This window comes from Runella defluvii (assembly GCF_014195535.1).
GTDB lineage: Bacteria > Bacteroidota > Bacteroidia > Cytophagales > Spirosomataceae > Runella > Runella defluvii.
In genome coordinates this window covers 983246-1002547 of record NZ_JACIBY010000001.1, presented here as the reverse complement: position 1 = coordinate 1002547, position 19302 = coordinate 983246, and the positions used below count along the sequence as shown (strand labels likewise).

The 19302-nt window shown below is 47.1% G+C and carries 15 protein-coding genes; 10 read left to right on the top strand and 5 right to left on the bottom strand.

Translation table 11 applies throughout. The annotated features are described in order from the left end of the window. Positions 1-67 precede the first annotated feature (67 nt). From recJ to FHS57_RS04085, 6 genes are all read left to right on the top strand, one after another. Entirely contained in the window at positions 68-1795 is a 1728-nt protein-coding gene (recJ, locus tag FHS57_RS04110) for a single-stranded-DNA-specific exonuclease RecJ (RefSeq protein WP_183971611.1), read from the top strand. Between the two features lie 10 nt (positions 1796-1805). Further along, positions 1806-2543, top strand: coding sequence for an LPS export ABC transporter ATP-binding protein (gene lptB / locus FHS57_RS04105; protein WP_028526415.1), 738 nt, complete (start codon positions 1806-1808; stop codon positions 2541-2543). A gap of 23 nt (positions 2544-2566) precedes the next feature. Continuing rightward, positions 2567-3085 (top strand): DUF4199 domain-containing protein, encoded by a 519-nt coding sequence (locus FHS57_RS04100; protein ID WP_183971610.1) that lies wholly within the window; start codon positions 2567-2569, stop codon positions 3083-3085. A gap of 49 nt (positions 3086-3134) precedes the next feature. Then, positions 3135-3863 carry a gliding motility-associated ABC transporter permease subunit GldF gene (gene gldF, locus FHS57_RS04095; protein ID WP_183971609.1) on the top strand — a complete coding sequence of 243 codons (729 nt, stop codon included), beginning with the start codon at positions 3135-3137 and terminating at the stop codon, positions 3861-3863. Positions 3864-3941: 78 nt separating this feature from the next. Next, positions 3942-7688: a hydantoinase B/oxoprolinase family protein gene (locus FHS57_RS04090; protein WP_183971608.1), complete on the top strand. Its 3747-nt coding sequence runs from the start codon at positions 3942-3944 to the stop codon at positions 7686-7688. A 66-nt stretch (positions 7689-7754) separates the two neighbouring features. Next, positions 7755-9275 (top strand): helix-turn-helix domain-containing protein, encoded by a 1521-nt coding sequence (locus tag FHS57_RS04085; protein ID WP_221225538.1) that lies wholly within the window; start codon positions 7755-7757, stop codon positions 9273-9275. Positions 9276-9289: 14 nt separating this feature from the next. On the opposite strand, the gene FHS57_RS04080 is transcribed toward FHS57_RS04085, so the two are convergent. Then, positions 9290-9946, bottom strand: a complete 657-nt coding sequence (locus tag FHS57_RS04080) for an ABC transporter ATP-binding protein (RefSeq protein WP_183971607.1) — start codon at positions 9944-9946, stop codon at positions 9290-9292. Positions 9947-10085: 139 nt separating this feature from the next. On the opposite strand from FHS57_RS04080, the gene FHS57_RS04075 reads away from it, so the two are divergent. Further along, entirely contained in the window at positions 10086-10988 is a 903-nt protein-coding gene (locus FHS57_RS04075; RefSeq protein ID WP_183971606.1) for a LysR substrate-binding domain-containing protein, read from the top strand. A gap of 70 nt (positions 10989-11058) precedes the next feature. Continuing rightward, positions 11059-12246 (top strand): threonine synthase, encoded by a 1188-nt coding sequence (locus tag FHS57_RS04070; RefSeq protein ID WP_183971605.1) that lies wholly within the window; start codon positions 11059-11061, stop codon positions 12244-12246. A gap of 5 nt (positions 12247-12251) precedes the next feature. On the opposite strand, the gene FHS57_RS04065 is transcribed toward FHS57_RS04070, so the two are convergent. The 3 genes from FHS57_RS04065 to FHS57_RS04055 are packed head-to-tail and all read right to left on the bottom strand — an operon-like array spanning position 12252 to position 14242. After that, entirely contained in the window at positions 12252-13043 is a 792-nt protein-coding gene (locus tag FHS57_RS04065) for a glycoside hydrolase family 25 protein (protein ID WP_183971604.1), read from the bottom strand. A 25-nt stretch (positions 13044-13068) separates the two neighbouring features. Beyond that, complete coding sequence (locus FHS57_RS04060) at positions 13069-13584, bottom strand: hypothetical protein (protein WP_183971603.1); 516 nt, start codon at positions 13582-13584, stop codon at positions 13069-13071. Positions 13585-13636: 52 nt separating this feature from the next. Next, the gene (locus FHS57_RS04055; RefSeq protein ID WP_183971602.1) at positions 13637-14242 is read right to left on the bottom strand and encodes a DNA-3-methyladenine glycosylase family protein; all 606 of its coding nucleotides are present in this window, start codon (positions 14240-14242) and stop codon (positions 13637-13639) included. 86 nt (positions 14243-14328) lie between these two features. Here FHS57_RS04055 and FHS57_RS04050 point away from each other — a divergent pair, with 86 nt between their 5' ends. Continuing rightward, positions 14329-16803, top strand: a complete 2475-nt coding sequence (locus FHS57_RS04050; protein WP_183971601.1) for a bifunctional UDP-N-acetylmuramoyl-tripeptide:D-alanyl-D-alanine ligase/alanine racemase — start codon at positions 14329-14331, stop codon at positions 16801-16803. Positions 16804-16889: 86 nt separating this feature from the next. Here the strand turns inward: FHS57_RS04050 and FHS57_RS04045 are convergent, their stop codons facing one another. Beyond that, a complete protein-coding gene (locus FHS57_RS04045; RefSeq protein WP_183971600.1) occupies positions 16890-17924 on the bottom strand; it encodes a glycoside hydrolase family 43 protein in 1035 nt (344 codons plus the stop codon). A 196-nt stretch (positions 17925-18120) separates the two neighbouring features. Here FHS57_RS04045 and FHS57_RS04040 point away from each other — a divergent pair, with 196 nt between their 5' ends. Next, positions 18121-19269 (top strand): alginate lyase family protein, encoded by a 1149-nt coding sequence (locus FHS57_RS04040; RefSeq protein ID WP_221225537.1) that lies wholly within the window; start codon positions 18121-18123, stop codon positions 19267-19269. Positions 19270-19302: the final 33 nt, after the last annotated feature.

Sequence of the window (19302 nt, the reverse complement as noted above, 5' to 3'; positions counted from 1 at the left end):
AAACAACTCGGAATAGATTCTGGGATACCTAAACGGAATTGACTATATTTTCGTTACTTTGCAAGCTATGAATACCAAACGTTGGACATACCGAACGACACTTTCAGAATCGCAACAAATCCAAGCGGAAGCCCTTGCCAAATCCATCAATGTCAATCCATTTTTGGGACAACTCCTTGTGCAACGTGGTATTACGACTTTCGACGAAGCCAAAGACTTTTTTAGACCTTCGCTCGCTCACCTCCATAACCCTTTCTTAATGAAGGACATGGACAAAGCCGTAGCGAGATTATTACGTGCTTTTGAAAACAACGAAAAAATCATCATTTATGGAGATTACGACGTGGACGGCACTACGTCGGTGGCGCTCTTCTATGGTTTTCTCAAAAAATACTACACACAGCTCGAATACTACATCCCCGACCGATATACCGAAGGGTACGGGGTGTCGTGGCAAGGAATTGATTATGCCGAACAACAAGGGGTTAAGCTCATTGTAACGCTCGACTGTGGCATCAAATCGGCCGATAAAGTAGCCGAAGCCCAACGTCGCGGCATCGACTTTATCATTTGCGACCACCACCGCCCCGACCAGCATCTTCCTCCTGCGGTGGCCGTTCTTGACCCCAAACGTGAAGATTGCCCTTATCCTTACAAAGAATTGACGGGTTGCGGCGTCGGGTTTAAACTCTTACAAGCCCTTTGCGAACAAGGAATGGGGGATGAAGAGGTTTTGTACCAACAACTTGATTTATTGGTCGTCAGCATTGCTGCTGATATTGTGCATATTACGGGAGAAAACCGTGCGTTGGCCTTTTTGGGTCTTAAAGAGCTTAATAAACACAAACGACCTGGCATCAATGCCCTCGTGGCACTGGCAGGACTGCGCAACGAACTCGATATCAACAGTGTGGTTTTTGGACTAGCGCCACGGATCAATGCCGCTGGGCGGATTGCGCACGCCAAAGAGGCGGTTCGACTTCTTTTGTCAAAAGATAAAACGGAGGCCGAAGCATTTGCCCAAGAAATCAATCAACACAACAGCGACCGCCGAAATTTTGACACCAGCATTACCGACGAAGCCCTGAACATGATTCGTGAAGATGAATGGATGCTATCGGCCAACAGTACGGTGCTTTATAAGGAAGATTGGCACAAAGGCGTCGTGGGAATTGTGGCGAGCCGCTGCATCGAGCATTTTTTCCGCCCAACGGTTATCCTCACCAATTCGCACGGCAAAGCGGCGGGTTCGGCGCGCTCCGTCCCTGGATTTGATGTGTATGAAGCCATCGAAGCCTGCTCCGATTTATTAGAACAATTTGGAGGTCATACCTTTGCCGCAGGGCTTTCGTTGCCCGTTGAAAACGTTGATGCGTTCCGCAAAAAGTTCAATGACATTGTAAGTGAACGCATTCGCCCAGAGCAACTTACACCGCTGATTGAGATTGATATGGATTTGGATCTCAATGCCATTACGCCCAAATTTTACGGCATCGTCAAGCAGATGGCTCCTTTTGGTCCCGAAAACATGACACCCGTATTTGCGAGTCACCAAGTGAGAATGAGCGGAAATCCGACGTTGATGAAGGAAAAGCATTTAAAATTGGAAGTGTTTCAGCCCAGTCCGCAAGGCCCCACCAAATACACTGCGATTGGCTTTGGCATGGTCGATTTTTACCCAAAACTTATGTCGGGCAAGCCATTTTCAATCGCTTATACCATCGAAGAAAATACGTTTCGCGATAAGACGACGTTACAGTTGTATTTGAAAGACATACGATTTGAAGAAGGTTGAACAGAAAATTATGATTCTCAGAACAGAAAATTTGATAAAAAAATACGGTTCACGCCTTGTTAACAACAACGTCAGCTACCAAGTTGGGCAAGGTGAAATCGTCGGATTGTTGGGACCAAACGGCGCAGGTAAAACGACATCGTTTTACATGGCAACGGGGCTTGTCAAACCCAACAGCGGCCATGTGTATATCGACGATAAAGAAATCACCGATTTGCCCATGTACAAGCGTGCGCGCTTGGGCATTGGCTATTTGGCGCAGGAAGCTTCTGTGTTTAGAACCCTGACCGTCGAAGAAAACATCATCGCCGTCCTTGAAATGACCAACCTGAGCAAAGCCGACCAAAAAGCCAAATGTGAAGAACTGCTGGAAGAATTTAGCCTTACCCACGTCCGTAAAAACAAAGGGATGGTACTGTCGGGTGGCGAACGTCGGAGGACGGAAATTGCGCGTTGTCTGGCCGTTGACCCTAAATTTATTTTGCTCGATGAACCATTTGCTGGCGTTGACCCCATTGCCGTCGAAGACATTCAGACCATTGTTTCAAAATTAAAATTCAAAAACATCGGCATTCTCATCACCGACCACAACGTATCCGAAACCCTCTCCATCACCGACCGCGCCTATTTGTTGTTTGAAGGTAAAATCTTAAAACAGGGAACACCCGAAGAACTCGCCGCCGACCCACAAGTGCGTCGTTTGTATTTAGGAGAAAGTTTTGAATTGAAACGCAAACTTCAAGATTAATTACCACTAAACTAAGCTACTTTATGGAACAACAACCTACTACAGCCCGCGCCGCCTTAAAATGGGGTGCTATTTCAGGAATTGGTTCAATGATTTTTAGTACCCTTATTTATGTAACTGGCCAAGTAACCAACCCAGGACTTGCTTGGCTGGGCATTATCATTCCTATACTTGCGATGATCATGGGAATGAAAGAATTTCGCACCCAAAATGGTGGTTTTATGTCTTATGGCCAAGGTCTTGGTATCGGTACCTTATTGTCGGGTATTGGTGGCTTTTTAGCAGGTGTTTACAACTATATTTACAACGAATTTGTGGATCCTACTTTACGCCAACAAATTCTGGATAAAACCAGAGAAGACTTAGAAAACCGTGGCATGGATGATGCCCAGATTGATGCTGCGATAGAAATGAGCTCCAAATTTTCAACACCTGGCATCACTTTCGCAATTGGCATTTTTATGGCCATCCTTATGGGATTCATCATTTCATTGATCGTTTCTGCCATTATGAAAAAAGATAAACCCTTTGATTTTGAATAAAAAGACCTCCATTCGTAATTCCTCATTCCCAATTCGTAATTAGCTACTAATGTTTGCCATTTTCCAAAAAGAAATCAATGCCTTTTTCAGCTCGCTGACGGCCTATATCGTCATGGCGGTATTTTTGACCGCTGTAGGGCTATTGATGTGGGTATTTCCCGACACCAATCTCCTCAATTACGGGTATGCCGACCTGACTTCGTTTTTTAACCTTACTCCTTTTGTCTTGCTTTTTCTTGTTCCTGCCGTTACGATGCGGTCGTTGGCTGAAGAGTTTCGCAACGGGACGATAGAGTTGTTGCTCACCAAACCATTGAGCGATTGGCACCTTGTTATTGGGAAGTTTTTAGCCGATTGGGTATTGATTATTCTCACCCTAGCCCCTACCATTTTATACTACATCACGGTGTATCAATTAGGTAGCCCTGTGGGAAATGTGGACTCTGGCGCCGTTTTTGGTTCATACATTGGTTTGGTTTTATTGGCTGCTGTTTTTGTCGCCGTTGGACTATGGGCGTCTTCCCTGAGCGACAACCAAATCGTCGCTTTTGTGTTAGGCGTTTTTATCAGCTTTTTACTTTTTGCGGGCATAGGCGCCGTGGCCAAACTTGATTTTTGGGGTTCTTTGTCGTATCCCATTTCGTGGATTTCGCTCGACCAACAATACGCCGATTTGGGGCGTGGTTTGGTTGACTCCCGCAACGTGATTTATTTGGTAAGTGTCACCGTTTTATTTCTTTGGCTCACGCAAGGGCAAGTACATCGAAAAAGAAAGTAATTTTTTATCAGAATCATCCTTTAAACTTCCCGAAAGTGAGCCCACTTTCGGGAAGTTATTTTAAATACCCCCCTCATTATGTGGCACATTTGGATTGATACAGGCGGTACTTTTACCGACTGCCTTGCGCTTACTCCTTCTCAAGACCTTCTCCGAACCAAAGTACTTAGTAGCAGCTTTTTACGAGGTAGAATTGAACAAAAAGTAGCCTCTCATCAAGTCCAAATTTCCTCGTCTTGGGCATTTCCCCCTGAATTAATTATTGGTTTTTCCTTCCGAATCGTTGGTCAAACCGATTTTCTCCACATAACGGCGGTTGAAGGCAATGTATTAACGCTTTCCCATGATCTTTACTTGGATGGCGACTCCGTCGATTTTGAAATTACAACCCACGAAGAAGCGCCTGTATTGGCGACAAGGATTGTGACGCAAACGCCGCTCGGCAGCGCTTTTCCACCCTTGTCGATGCGGCTTGGCACGACCAAAGGCACCAATGCGCTTTTGGAACGAAAAGGCGCGAAAGTCACCCTTTTTGTGACCAAAGGGTTCAAAGATTTATTGCGAATCGGGACACAACAACGCCCTAATTTGTTTCAAATTGCCATTCCTGAACCCACGCTTTTGTATCAGCATGTGGTTGAGGTTGAAGAACGACTCGATGCCTCAGGCACTGAAATAGAAGCACTGACACTGCCTGTTTCTAATAAAAACGCGGGTGAATCCATTGCTATTTCTTTCCTCAACAGTTACCGAAACCCAGCGCACGAACAAGCTGTCCAACGTCACTTTTTGGCGCAAGGCCACCGCTACGTCAGTAGTTCAACCGATTTATACGCGGGGATTAATTACCTAAAACGTACCCAAACGGCCCTCGTCAACGCCTACCTACAACCGATTCTTTCGGATTATTTAAACAACATTACCGCCTCTTTTCGCCTAGAAAACAGCGTCCATTCCAATCACTCGGTCAGGGTAATGACCAGCGCGGGTGGCTTGGTAAGCGCCGAAAGTTTTCAGGCCAAAGACAGCCTCTTAAGCGGCCCAGCGGGTGGAATGGTAGGCGCGGCGGCCATTGCCAAACGCCTTGGTTTTGAACGCTGTTTGACCTTCGACATGGGTGGAACCAGCACTGACACCGCGCGTTTTGACGGAAAATTGGATTTAGAATTTATCACCAAAATCGAAGGCATCGAACTCCACAATCCCACCCTCGCCATCGAAACCGTGGCGGCTGGTGGTGGTTCCATTTGCGGATTCGACGGGCATCAACTACGCGTCGGTCCCGAAAGCGCAGGTGCTTATCCTGGCCCCGCTTGTTACGGTGCAGGAGGCCCTTTAACCATCACGGATGTCAACTTACTTTTGGGCAAACTCGACACCTCTCGTTTTGGGATTCCCGTTCGGGTTGACAAAGCCAAAGAAGCTCTTCAAACCATTCAGCATCAGATTTTTGCAAAAACCCAACAAGCGATTTCGGAAGAAGAATTGCTGCGGGGATTTGAACAAATTGCCAACGAAAAAATGGCCGAGGCCATCCGTCGGATTTCTGTCGCCAAAGGTTTTTCACCCAAAGAATATCCCCTCCTTACCTTTGGAGGAGCAGGTGGGTTACACGGTTGCCAATTGGCCGAAATTCTCGGTATTTCAACCGTTATTCTTCCCTACGATGCAGGGCTTTTGAGTGCTTATGGCATGGGTCAAGCCTCTGCCCAACGCATTGTTACTCAGCAAGTACTTTTACCTTTGTCCGAAATAAATGAAACGCTTTTTTCACGCTTGAACCAGCTGACAGAACAAGGCACTCAGCTTCTCCAACAAGATGGTACGGAACTTATTGACAAAGAAAATGCGCTCGCTTTGTTGTATCTACGTTTCAAAGGCCAAGAAAGTACGATAGAGGTAGCCGTCCCCGCGCAGAAAACCCTTACTTTAGACGAAATTGAGGAACATTTTTACGATAAATACCGCCGTTTGTTTGGTTACTGTCCCAACAACCTGACCATCGAAGTAGAAAGTATCAAAGTTGTCGTTTCGGAAAAAGCGGCCAGCCAAGCAACAACCGAAACCGCTCAATTACAACAACTTGCCAGTCCCATTCACCAAGCAAAATACCCCGCTTATGACTGGAATCAATTGAACCCAGGCGATTACTTTTCGGGACCTGCGGTGTTGCTCAATACTACTTCTACCAGTTTTATTCCCGAAGGATGGCAAGCCGTCATCACGCCTACTACTGACGTCGTAGTCACTTTGGTAGAAAAACGGAATAGTATCGTTGACGCCCAAAGCGAAGCCATTGAACTAGAGCTATTTACCAACCGTTTTATGGCGATTGCGGAGGAAATGGGCGCTCAATTGCAGCGAACGGCGTTCTCAGTCAACGTCAAAGAACGCCTTGATTTTTCGTGTGCATTGCTAGATGCCGATGCCGAGTTGTTGGTCAATGCCCCGCACATTCCTGTGCATTTGGGGAGTTTGGGCGTCTGTGCGCGGCTCGTTCGGGAAAAAATCAACATTGGCGTAGGCGATGTCATCATTACCAATCATCCCAAGTACGGCGGCTCTCATTTACCTGATGTTACCCTTCTGTCGGGCGTTTTTACCCCTGAGGGAGAACTTATCGGCTATGTCATCAACCGCGCTCACCACGCCGAAATAGGCGGAAAAACACCAGGCTCTATGCCTCCCGATGCAACCTCGTTGGTGGAAGAAGGAGTGGTTTTATTGCCCACGTATTTGGTTAAAAATGGTGAAATGCAGTGGGAAACCGTTACCGAACTGTTCACCAATGCGCCCTACCCTACCCGCGCTTTGACCGAAAATATTGCCGACATCAACGCCGCTTTGGCTTCCCTGCGCTCAGGCGAATGGGCGCTCCAACAGCTGGTCGAGCAGCATGGTTTGACGAAGGTGCATCGGTACATGAAGTTACTGAAAAGCAACGCTTTTGAAGCCCTCCAACAGGCTTTTTTACCGTATAAAAACCGCGTTTTTGAGGCGTCCGAATCGCTTGATGACGGGCATAGCATTCAGGTGTCAATACAGCCAAACGCAGCGGGAGGAATTGTGTTTGACTTTACGGGCACCTCCGATTGCCACCCTAACAACCTCAACGCCAACGTCTCCATCATTTACAGCGCCATTTTGTACGTCCTTCGTTTGCTGGTCAACAAAAACATCCCGCTCAATGAAGGATTAATGCAAGGCGTAGAGGTTCGTTTGCCCGAAAACAGCTTTTTGCATCCTATTTTTAGCGATGAAGCCACCGAATGCCCCGCCGTTGTGGGGGGCAATACCGAAGTCAGCCAACGATTGGTGGATACCCTCCTCAAAGCCTTTGAGTTATCGGCTTGTAGTCAAGGAACAATGAATAACTTTTTGTTTGGAAATAGTGCTTTTGGCTACTACGAAACCATCTGCGGCGGGACGGGTGCCAGCCAAGGCGCTGACGGCCGTTCGGCCGTTCACCAACACATGACCAATACCCGCATCACCGACCCCGAAGAACTCGAACGGCGCTATCCTGTCCGTCTCAAAAACTTCGCTGTTCGGACGCATTCGGGCGGGGAAGGACGCTGGAAAGGTGGTGATGGAATCATCCGCGAAGTGGCCTTTTTGGCTCCGCTGCGCGTGACGCTCATTACCCAGCACCGCGTTGTGCCTCCTTATGGGCTGGTGGGAGGGCAAAATGGCAAAGTAGGCCAGCAAACCCTGACCCGTACTAACGGAACGCAAGAAGTCTTGGCAGGGATTTGCAGCATCGATGTCGATACGGGCGATACGCTTTGTATCGAAACCCCAGGGGGCGGCGGCTATGGCGATTAAAGAAAAAGTGCTAAATTTACCCAAATCAATCAATAGGAAAGCGAAGCCCAGGTTTTCGAGTTCCTCATGTTTTACTCATCCGCTCATCAAGTGCCACTGAACCAAGATAATATTCGCCTCGTTTTTGGACTTAAACTAAAACAACTTCGCCTCGACAAATCACTGTCTCTCAGCGACTTGTCACAGCGCACGGGGCTTTCTATTTCTTACATCAATGAAATTGAAAAAGGGAAAAAATACCCTAAATCTGACAAAATCATTGCACTTTCACGTGCCCTTGAAGTAGAATATGATTCGTTGGTTTCGATTAAGCTCAGTAAAAAATTAGAACCTATTTCGGAACTGCTTCAGTCAAATATCCTGACCGAACTTCCCTTAGATTTGTTTGGCATCGACCCCGCCGACTTGCTCGAAATGCTCTCCGATGCCCCCACGAAGCTCAGTGCTTTTATCGGAACGCTGATCGAAATTGCCCGCAACTACAACATGTCGGTTGAGCAATTTTACTTCTCGGCTTTGCGCACGTACCAAGAGATGTACGACAATTATTTTGAGGATTTGGAACAAGAAGCCGAGCAGTTTTTGGCCCACTACCAAGTCCCCGAGGAGTTGATTTTAAACGACAAATACTTGGCGGATTTGTTGGTTAAAAACTACCCCTACGAAATTCAGTTTATCGACGAAAAAAAATACCCCGAACTCATCGGTATTCGGTCAATGCTCGTTCCGCGAGGAGACAAATTGCGCTTACTGGTCAGTCCCCAACTCGATGCCAACCAGCGTGCTTTTATTTACGGTCGGGAATTAGGCTATCAATACATGAAGCTCAAGAACCGCCTCAATACCACGCACTTAGTGGAAGCCGAGTCGTTTGAGCAGCTTCTGAATAACTACAAAGCTTCTTATTTTGCGAGTGCAATCATTATCAAAGGAAAGGTACTTGCCAAAAAACTAAGTCACTTTTTTGAGCAACCCCAATTTGACGGCGAAGCCCTCGTCCAACTAATCGAATATTTCCACAGTACCCCCGAGTCTTTCTGCTATCGACTGAGCAACATTCTCCCTAAGTACTTTGGAATCAGCCAATTGTTCTTTTTGCGTTTCAACAATTTTGCGGGTCAAAATCGTTTTGACCTCACCAAAGAAATGCACATCGCCCGAAAACACAACCCCCATACCGTACGCGACGAACACTACTGCCGCCGCTGGGTAGCGTTGACAATTTTACAGGAACTCGCTGATTTACAGTCAAAAAGCCAGTACCAACATACCTTGTGCCGAATGCAGATTTCGCATTACATGGACACCCAAGACGAATACTTTGTGGTGGCTTTTGCCAAGCCGATGTCTCCAACTCCCAACCTCAACGTAAGCGTTTCCATGGGTATTCGATTGGACAATAATGTGCGGGCGAAGATTAAGTTTTTGAACAATGCCGACATCCCCAAACGCGAAGTCAACGAAACGTGCGAACGTTGTCCTTCGTTTGACTGCAAAGAACGGATGGCTGCCCCCACTGTATTGCAACGCAAACGCAAAAATGAAGCCATTCGCAAAGCCATGCTTCAGCTAAGCGGAGAACAATAGTTTTTACTTTTAAGCTACAAACGGAGAAGGCCATCGGCCATTTCTAACTTACGGTCGGCCAAGTCGGCGAGGTGTTCGTTGTGGGTGACAATCACAAACGTTTGGCGCAATTCGGTACGAAGTTTAAAGAAAAGCTGGTGCAAATCTTCGGCATTTTTTGAGTCTAAGTTTCCGCTTGGCTCATCGGCAAACACAATGGCAGGGTTATTAATAAGCGCCCGCGCCACGGCTACCCGCTGCTGTTCTCCGCCCGACAACTGCGAAGGCAAATGTTGCATACGGTCTTTGAGCCCCAACATTTCTAGCAATTCGCCCCCTCGATTTTTAATTACAGCTTCGGGCGATTTTCCCCCGATGAAAGCAGGCATACACACGTTTTCGAGGGCCGTAAATTCTGGAAAAAGGTTGTGAAACTGGAAAATGAAGCCTATTTTTTGGTTTCGAAATGCGGCTAACTCTTTCTCTTTCAACGCAAAAACGTCGGTATCGTCCATCCAAACTTGCCCGCCGTCGGGTCGGTCGAGCGTTCCTACAATTTGAAGAAGCGTGCTTTTTCCCGCCCCCGAAGCGCCTACTATCGTCACCAGTTCGCCTTGATGAATATCGAGGTCAATTCCTTTTAATACAGGCAGATTACCATAATTACGAACGATATTGCGGGCTTTGAGCATGAGAAAATTCTAATTGTGTATCCATTTAAAAAAAACAAAGTAGCTGGCTACCGACCATAAAAACAAGCTGAGTTACAAATTTATTTGTAACAACTAAGCCTATTTTTTGCGTTTCTTTGGCAACAAATCTTCAAATGCCATGATTGACTTTGCTCACCTTGTATTGTTGGAAGTAGCCAAACAACTCAACTTTTCTAAAGCCGCCGAAAAACTGTACTTATCGCAACCTTCGGTGAGCAAACACATCAAAAACTTGGAAGGGGTCTATGGAGTGGCCTTGTTTGAACGTAAAACCAACGGCATTAGTCTGACCGAAGAAGGCCATATTTTGGTTGATTTTCTTACCAAGGCCCATCAGTTAAACCAAGAATTGCAGTTCGAAATTTCGACACTTCGTAACCAATCCGACGCCAAAGGTGCGCTCGTTGTTGGGGCAAGTACCACCGTCGCACTTTATCTCATACCGCGTATTTTTTCTTCTTTCCGCCAAGCATTTCCTAACATTCAGTTACAGCTCATCAATCGAAATTCAGACAATATTTTAAAAGCCTTGCTCAACCACGAAGTAGATGTAGGGATTGTGGAAGGAGCCCACAAACTTAGCTCGGTTTCTTACCAATTCTGGCTTCGCGACGAGGTAGTGGCCGTTTGTGCCTCCAATAGCCCATTCGCTAAAACAACCACCCTGTCGTTGGAACAACTCCTTCGTACGCCCATTGCGGTTCGCGAAAAAGGCTCAGGAACACTCGCCGTAGTGGTTGATGCGTTAAAAAATAAAGGAATTGCACTTCCCCAATTGCCCATTCAAGCGGTCATCGGCGGAACGGAAGCGCTTAAAAATTTCATTTTAGAAAATGGTTCATTAGCCTTTCTTCCTCAATTATCTGTCCAAAAACAACTTGTAAACGGGGAGTTAACCAAAATTGAAATTCCAGGCTTGAACATTCACCGTGATTTTTACATCGTCCAGCGCCAAGGGGCAGAAAACCACAAACTCCCGCGACTGTTCATCAAACATTGCCAGCAGGGTATCAACTTTTAGAATACCCTATCAAAAATCTGACTTTCCACCGCGAGGTTTGGGGTAGTAGTTTTGTCGAAAAACAACCACCATGCTCCTCTCCCACACCTCCGTAAGTCGGGTTGCTGCGTTGCAATGTAGCCATTGTCAGAAAGTTTATTCGTCCTCTCAACTTGCTACCTTTTCGCCCTGTTGTCAAAAACCTTTGTGGGCTACTTACGACTATTCGGCGCCGTTGTCTCCTTCCCTGTTGGCAACTAGGCCCCATACGCTTTGGCGTTATCGTGAAATGCTTCCCGTTTTTGATGACCAACATATCGTATCACTCGGCGAAGGTGGTACACCCCTATTACCTTTACAAAAATGGGCAAGTCTGTACGGCTATAAACAATTGATTCTCAAAGACGAATCCAACAACCCAACGGGGTCGTTTAAGGCACGAGGCTTGAGCATGGCCATTTCAAAAGCCAAAGAATTTGGCGTCGAATCGTGCATCATTCCCACCGCAGGAAACGCAGGGGGCGCTATGGCAGCCTATTGCGCTCGTGCGGGTATCAAAGCAACGGTAGTCATGCCACGCCACACGCCACAGGTGTTCAAAGACGAATGCGAACTGTACGGGGCCGAACTTGTTTTGGTCGATGGCCTCATCAACGATTGTGGTAAAAAAGTAGCCGAGATGAAAGGCAAAGCCCCTTATTTTGACGTTTCTACGATGAAAGAACCGTATCGGTTGGAAGGAAAAAAAACGATGGGATACGAGATTGCGGAACAGTTAAACTGGCAATTGCCCGACGTTATTCTCTATCCTGCTGGCGGCGGAACGGGCCTGATTGGCATTTGGAAGGCTTTTTTTGAGCTCAAAGCCTTGGGCTGGATTGCGAAAGACGCCCAACTTCCGCGTATGTACGCCGTACAAGCCGAAAACTGCTGCCCCGTCGTTAAAACGTGGGAAAATACGCAACCTAACGCTTCTCAGTATCAGGGCAAGGCTTCGTTGGCCAACGGACTGGCTGTGCCTCAACCGTTTGCCGAAACGTTGATGTTGGAAGTAATGCGAGAATCGGGCGGTTGCCCTATCGCCGTTTCAGACGCTGACATGGTTGCTGCCGTCAAGGAAATCGCCCGTACCGAAGGGTTACTCATTGCCCCCGAAGGAGCTGCTCTTTTTGTTGCCCTTCAACAATTGACAACAACTCAGCAAATTCAACGTTCGGAAAACATACTTTTGCTGAATACAGGAAGTGGCTATAAATACCTTGAGAACCTTATTTCTTAACTGTTTTACTTTACACAGAGCTGCTTCAGGTCCTCGACTTCGCCTAAAAAAACATTGTAGTCAACCGTACCGCGAATGCCGTTGACGTAGCCACTTTTTGAATGTTGCCAAAAATGGATGCGGGCATCGTCGTAGCGGTCGAGGGTCCAACCCGAATAATCGGCAATCCAAAGTGGATACTTATCCAAATTTCCTTTGATGTAGCGGCGATAAAAGTCGGCATTGGTATAAATAATAGGGCGAACACCGTAGTAGTTTTCGGCCAACCGAAGCCACGTAGCGACGTTTGCAACGACTTGTTCGCGGGTATAGACATTGGTTCCAATTTCAAAATCAAGCACAGGAGGCAAATCCCCGCGCTTTAGTTTTACCATTTTTTTGAAATTTTCAAACTGCGGTTCTGGTGCTTTCCACGGAATATAAAAATGGTACGCCCCCCGATACAGACCTACTTCATCGGCTTTTTGCCAACTGGTTTTGAAATCTTTGTCCATCAATGATGTTCCTTCGGTGGCCTTTACATAGACAAATTGCAGGCGAATGTCTTCAAACCGCATCGCCCGAAGGTTGTTCCAATCGATGCGACCGTTGTGTTTTGAGATGTCGATACCATGAATTTGAAATTTCATGGGCAAACGAATCCCTAATTTCGACACATGCCTCCATTGATTGATATTCAGGCGGTTATAATACCAAACTCCTCCTCCAATCAGCACAAGAAGCCCCACCAAAATGGCCCACCCAACGGGCGGAAGGGGACGTTTTTGGGGTGTAGATGATGTTACTCGACGCGTCATAGCGGACAAAAGTACAAACAAATCCTCAATCCTTCAGTGGCACTTCGGCCACTTCGGCGTCGGGGTCGTTCAATTTCGATTCGTCGATGAGCGATAAGGGGACTTCAGCAGACAAGCGCTTGGGCGTTGGAATTTGACTTAAAAAAAACAACACCAACCCCGCTGCTATGCCCAAATACATGTTTGTTCCCGTCAAAAAATAGGCAATCAGCGAAAACAAAGAAGCTCCTTCAAAAAAGGCATATTTGACCAAAATGGTACTTTGATACGTGCGAAGTTTATCAGAAAGTGGATCATTTTCTTTCAATTTTTTCAACGTACTTTTTGACAAAAACCACCCCAAAAAGGGCATTAAAATCAAAATTGGTATCAAATATTGAAAGATTTCGCCCAGTTCGGCATTGTTTTGCATCACTTCCTCTTGGGTGCTTCTTAAAAAAAAGAAGACCGCTCCCGTTCCCACCTGCGCTAACAGCATGACTCCATAAATCAACATCAAAAGCCTGAAATATTGACTACTGGTCAAGATTTTCACCTCCATAGTTTCGATGAGTTTTTCTTTAAATTAATTTTCCCTCAAAAAACAGACCAAACTAATTCGCGTTTGGCTGCCAGCGCCACAAATAGCGGCAAGCCAAGGTGCGATGCGGGCGCCACTGCTCGGCAATTTCGTGCAATTGTTTGTACAAAGGTCGTCCTGTTTCGGTCAGTTGATACGCTTTCACCATTTTTTGACGTATCACCAAATCATCCACGGGAAACACATCGGGACGATTCATCACAAACATCAGCAGCATTTCAACCGTCCAGCGCCCAACGCCTTTGATTGGAATCAAATAATCAACGATTTCGTCGTCCGTCAGCGTGTCCAAATGCGCATAATCCATGCCTTTTTCGAGCGAAAACCTAGCCACATTGCGGAGATAATTGATTTTCTGAAACGACAGCCCTGCACTTCGTAGCTCTTCGTCGGTTTGAGCTAAAAGCAGGTCGGGATGTGGATAGTGCTCTGGAAATAAAGCCCTAAAACGGGCAAAAATCGAATCCGCAGCTTTGACCGAAATCTGCTGAGAGACAATACTTTCCAAGAGTGCCAAGTACAAATCTTTGTTCCAATCCGTTTTCTTAAAAGTAGGAGTAGCTTCAATAATAGACGCCAAAGTAGCATCCTTGCTAGATAGATAATTTTCGGGCGACATTGGGTAAAGTGTAATTTATTCGAAAGATAATCAAAAAGGTGATTCAGAGAAACGTTAATTTTGGCGCATTACTTTTTTTATTGAAAATGACAACCACCACGTTCTTACATACACCCATTGAAACTTCAGCTACCTATTTGCTGACCGATAGCCGTCAATTGGTGTTTCCGAATCAGACGCTCTTTTTTGCCATCAAAGGGCAGCACCACGATGGTCATCACTACCTCGGTGATTTGTACCAAAAAGGCGTACGGCAATTTGTGGTCGAGCAAAAAGCCCTCACCAATGCCCTTACCGACCAATTAGAAAGTTTTGAAGATGCCCAAATCTGGGAAGTTGACAATAGCATCAAAGCCCTCCAAGAACTGGCCAAACGCCACCGCGCCCAGTTTGAGATTCCAGTGGTTGGTATTACGGGAAGCAACGGCAAAACCATTGTCAAAGAATGGTTGAGCCAGTTGATGAGCAACGATTTTCGGATTGCCAAAAGCCCCAAAAGCTACAATTCACAAATTGGCGTTCCGCTTTCGGTTTGGCAACTCAATGAAAATCATACGCTTGGCATTTTTGAGGCGGGTATTTCGCAGTCGCACGAGATGAAGGCTTTGCAAGAAATCATCCGCCCAACCATCGGTATTTTTACCAACATTGGCTCCGCCCACGACGAAGGCTTTCGGAGTCGCAAACAAAAAGCGACGGAAAAACTTCGGTTGTTTACCCAAAGTCAGCAACTGATTTATCGGGCCGATTATGCCGACATCGACGAAGAAATAAGACTGATACTCAAGCCCGTTAACCCCAATTGTGAATTAATAAGCTGGGGAACTTCGGAGAGCTGTACCGTCAACGTGGATTGGCACAAAGACGCTACCCAGACGTATATCGTCATGAAATCGGAGGTCAGCAAGTTTGACGACCAACTCTTTTCGGTGCCGTTTACCGACGATGCTTCGGTCGAAAACCTCGTTCATTGTTTGATTCTGATGCTTCAAATGGGCATTCCTTCGGGCGAAATCCGTCAGCGAATTTCCCGTTTAAAGCCCATTTCGATGCGGCTTGAACTCAAAGAAGGCATCAATGAATGTTATTTGATTGACGATACCTACAACAACGACCTCGTTGGCCTAAGCATTGCCCTTAATTTTCTGGGCCAGCAAGAACAACGCCCGCAAAAATGCGCGATTCTTTCTGACTTACTTCAAACAGGACAAAAAGAAGAGGAGTTGTACGCCCAAATCAATACCCTTTTGCAACAAAAAGGGGTAGAAAAACTCGTTGCCATTGGCGATGCGTTTGCTCGTAATGCGCACCTCATCAGCATCCCTGCCGACTTTTACCCGAACACTTCGGAGTTTTTGGGCAGCTTAGATACCAATGCTTTTAAAGACGCGATTGTGCTTATCAAAGGCGCTCGCCCCTTTCAGTTTGAGCGGATTGTCAACCGCCTACAGCAGCGCGTTCACGGAACGGTGCTAGAAATCAACCTCGATGCCCTTACCCACAACCTCAATTTTTACCGCAATCGGGTGGGCAACGATACCCGTATTATGGTCATGGTGAAGGCGTTTGCCTACGGAAGTGGCAGCGCCGAAGTCGCACAACTGCTACAGTTTCATCGCGTTGACTACTTAGCCGTTGCCTACACCGACGAAGGAGTTACGCTTCGCCAAAACGGGATTGAGCTTCCCATTATGGTCATGAATCCGTCGCTTTCGACCTTCGATAAGTTGTTGGAATGTCAGTTGGAGCCCGAAATTTATAGCCACAAAATCTTGGCCGAATGGCTCGAATTTATCACCGAAAAACCATCGGCCGCCCACTTGCCCATTCACCTCAAACTCGACACGGGAATGCACCGTCTTGGGTTTACCGAGGCCGACTTACCCCGCCTCATCGAGCGGTTGGCGCAGTATCCTACCTTAAAAGTGGCGTCCATTTTTAGTCATTTGGTAGGAGCAGACGAAGCCATTCACAACGATTTTTCACGTCTCCAATACGAGCGTTTTGTGGCAGGTGCGGCACAGCTTGAGGCGGCGTTGGGGTACCGCCCCCTGCGTCATATTCTCAATTCGGCGGGGATTGTTCGTTTTCCCGATTATAAACTTGACATGGTTCGGCTAGGAATTGGGCTGTACGGCGTGGAGGTCAATCGTCAGGAACAGCGTTTGTTGCAACAAATTGGACGGTTTAAAACGGTCGTATCCCAAGTAAAACATTTGCCCGCAGGCGAAACTATCGGTTACAGCCGAACGGGCGTACTAGAAAAAGCCTCCTCAATTGCCACGATTGCCATTGGCTACGCCGACGGCTACGACCGTCGTTTTAGCAAAGGGGTTGGGAAAGTGCTGATCAATGGTGCTTTGTGCCCCGTGGTTGGGAACGTCTGCATGGACATGACGATGGTAGATAGTACGGGCGTACTGGTAGAAGAAGGCGATGAAGTCATTATTTTTGGGACAGAACTTCCCATTTACACGCTTTCTGACCAAATCGGCACCATTTCGTACGAAATCCTAACGGGGATTAGTGAACGCGTCAAAAGGGTATTTTATAAAGAGTGACAAAAGAATTAGGAATTAAGAGTTAGAAACTAGGAGCGAACGATTCGTAATTCGTAATTCCTAACTCGTCATTCCTAATTAACCACTTATTTCTTCAACTTCCGTTTTTCTACCCCTTCAAACGTCATTTTTACGTCTTTGATGGTGCCGTCTTCGTTGAAATACATGTGGTCGATGCAGACAACGCGGTGGTCGCGGTCTTTATTGGGAATAGGACGGCGGTGGTAAACGATGTACCAATCGTCCGTTTTGGGGATATTAATCACCGAATGATGGCCTGCGCCCGTTGCCACTTTTTCGTCGGCAACCAAAATCGTTGATTTTTTCTCAAACGGCCCCCAAACCGAGTCCGCTACGCCGTACGCCACTTTATAGGTGCCGTTTGTCCAGCCTCCTTCCGACCACATCAAGTAATATTTCCCGTTCCGAATAAACATAATGGGCCCTTCTACGTAGCCTTTGGGCGTAATTTCTTTCACCATTTCGCCGTTTTCGAGCGGCACAAGTCCCGTAAAATCATCTTTTAGCTTGGCGATATTGCAGCGCCCCCAGCCACCATAAATGATGTAATATTGGCCGTCTTTGTCCTTAAAAACAGCTTGGTCGATGGGCTGCGCTTTGTTGTAAAACTGATTGATGAGCGGTTTGCCCAAATAATCTTTGTACGGCCCCTCGGGACGTGACGCTACCCCAATGCCAATCCCGCCGATTTTATCGTCTTTATCGGGGTTGTTGGCGCCAAACCCTTTTCGTTCCGAACTTTGAATGTCATTGGCCGCAAAAAACAAAAAGTACTTATTGTCTTTAGGCACAATGCAAGGCGCCCACATCGCCATTTTGGCCCACTTGACGGCCGTGGTGTCGATGATACGCGGGTGCTTTTCCCAGTTCACCAAGTCTTTTGACGAAAACGCATCCAAAAACACTTGGTCTTTGTATTTGGCCGAAAAAGTTGGAAAAATCCAGTATTCTTTCCCCAAAATAACGGCTTCTGGGTCGGCGTACCAGCCATCAAAAATGGGGTTTCCTGAGGTCTTTTTGGAGGTTTGTGCAACAGCAAAAGTAGATACGACGGCGGCAAGCACGACGATTGCCACCTTACATTTGGAAATAGAAATCATGGAATGATGTTTAGGATTCGGCGCTAAAATTAGGGGATATTCGTCGGTTATCAAAAATACCAGTAAGAAGGTATTTTAAACCCATCTGCGGCTTTTTATGGTATGTATGCCCATTAACTCCATTCCAATGACGCCCAACCGCCTTGTTTTCATCCTCCTATTGGTCACCCTTTACTCCGTCGTTCGGGGACAACAAATGCCCGCAACCCTCTTGATGGATGCCAAAATAGTGACCCATAACCAGCAAGTACGCAAGGCAGGAAACCCCGCCCTCGCCGCCGCCTATCGGCAGTTGATGCAGGAAGCCGACCAATTGGTAAAAAACAACAAGGTGTATTCGGTGATGGACAAAATCCCGTTGCCGCCGAGTGGCGATAAACACGACTACATGTCGCAGGCGCCGTATTGGTGGCCCGACCCTACCAAAGCCGACGGCAAGCCCTACATTCGCCGCGACGGGGATCGAAACCCCGAAATCAATGGCATTACCGACCACGACCATTTTGATAAACTCATGGCGGAGTCGGAGTTGTTGGGCTTGGCCTATTTTTATTCGGGCGAAGAAAAGTACGCCGAATTTGGGGCAAAACTGCTCAAAACGTGGTTTTTGAACCCTGAAACCCGCATGAACCCTCATTTGAAGTACGGACAGGGAATTCCTGGGGTAAACAACGGACGTGGCATTGGCATCATCGAAACCCGCGAACTGGGCAAAGTCTGCGACGCGTCGGCACTGTTGGCAGGCTCCAAACATTGGGACGGGACCGCGCAGCAGGAGCTCAACAAATGGTTTTCGTCGTACCTAGAATGGCTGATGACCAGCGACTTGGGCAAAGACGAAGCCGACGAACACAACAACCACGGGACGTACTACGACGTGCAGCTCGTCGCCCTGGCCTTGGCATGTGGCCGCCGCGACCTGGCCGAAAAGCAGCTCACCGTGACCAAACAACGAATGGCAAGCCAATGGAAACCCGACGGCAGCCAACCGCACGAGTTGGCAAGAACCTTGTCGTGGAATTATACCAACATGAATTTGTGGGGATTTATGACCTTGGCGCGGCTGGCCGAACACCTCCGCATCGACCTTTGGACGTACGAAACGCCCGACGGGAAGGGAATTCGGAAGTGCGTTGATTTTTTGGTGCCTTTTGTGGAAGGGCAAAAAGCGTGGACGTACCAGCAGATCAAACCCAAATCGTACGAACACAGCGCGGCCATTTTTACGTTGGCTTCCCAAAAATACCACCAACCTGCGTACCTAACCCTCCTCCCCTCCGTAAAACCCGAAGGACGAAACGCGTTTATGCTTCCGTTGCTACTCGGCACCACCTCCAAAGAATAAACTTTGTCACCCCCAACTTTTGTCACCTCGACG

Coding starts and splice junctions, on each gene's coding strand:
- FHS57_RS04045 (WP_183971600.1), bottom strand. CDS start 17,924: ATGATTTCTATTTCCAAATGTAAGGTGGCAATCGTCGTGCTTGCCGCC.
- FHS57_RS04060 (WP_183971603.1), bottom strand. CDS start 13,584: ATGGAGGTGAAAATCTTGACCAGTAGTCAATATTTCAGGCTTTTGATG.
- FHS57_RS04080 (WP_183971607.1), bottom strand. CDS start 9,946: ATGCTCAAAGCCCGCAATATCGTTCGTAATTATGGTAATCTGCCTGTA.
- recJ (WP_183971611.1), top strand. CDS start 68: ATGAATACCAAACGTTGGACATACCGAACGACACTTTCAGAATCGCAA.
- FHS57_RS04085 (WP_221225538.1), top strand. CDS start 7,755: ATGTTTTACTCATCCGCTCATCAAGTGCCACTGAACCAAGATAATATT.
- lptB (WP_028526415.1), top strand. CDS start 1,806: ATGATTCTCAGAACAGAAAATTTGATAAAAAAATACGGTTCACGCCTT.
- FHS57_RS04075 (WP_183971606.1), top strand. CDS start 10,086: ATGATTGACTTTGCTCACCTTGTATTGTTGGAAGTAGCCAAACAACTC.
- FHS57_RS04070 (WP_183971605.1), top strand. CDS start 11,059: ATGCTCCTCTCCCACACCTCCGTAAGTCGGGTTGCTGCGTTGCAATGT.
- FHS57_RS04065 (WP_183971604.1), bottom strand. CDS start 13,043: ATGACGCGTCGAGTAACATCATCTACACCCCAAAAACGTCCCCTTCCG.
- gldF (WP_183971609.1), top strand. CDS start 3,135: ATGTTTGCCATTTTCCAAAAAGAAATCAATGCCTTTTTCAGCTCGCTG.
- FHS57_RS04055 (WP_183971602.1), bottom strand. CDS start 14,242: ATGTCGCCCGAAAATTATCTATCTAGCAAGGATGCTACTTTGGCGTCT.
- FHS57_RS04040 (WP_221225537.1), top strand. CDS start 18,121: ATGCCCGCAACCCTCTTGATGGATGCCAAAATAGTGACCCATAACCAG.
- FHS57_RS04090 (WP_183971608.1), top strand. CDS start 3,942: ATGTGGCACATTTGGATTGATACAGGCGGTACTTTTACCGACTGCCTT.
- FHS57_RS04050 (WP_183971601.1), top strand. CDS start 14,329: ATGACAACCACCACGTTCTTACATACACCCATTGAAACTTCAGCTACC.
- FHS57_RS04100 (WP_183971610.1), top strand. CDS start 2,567: ATGGAACAACAACCTACTACAGCCCGCGCCGCCTTAAAATGGGGTGCT.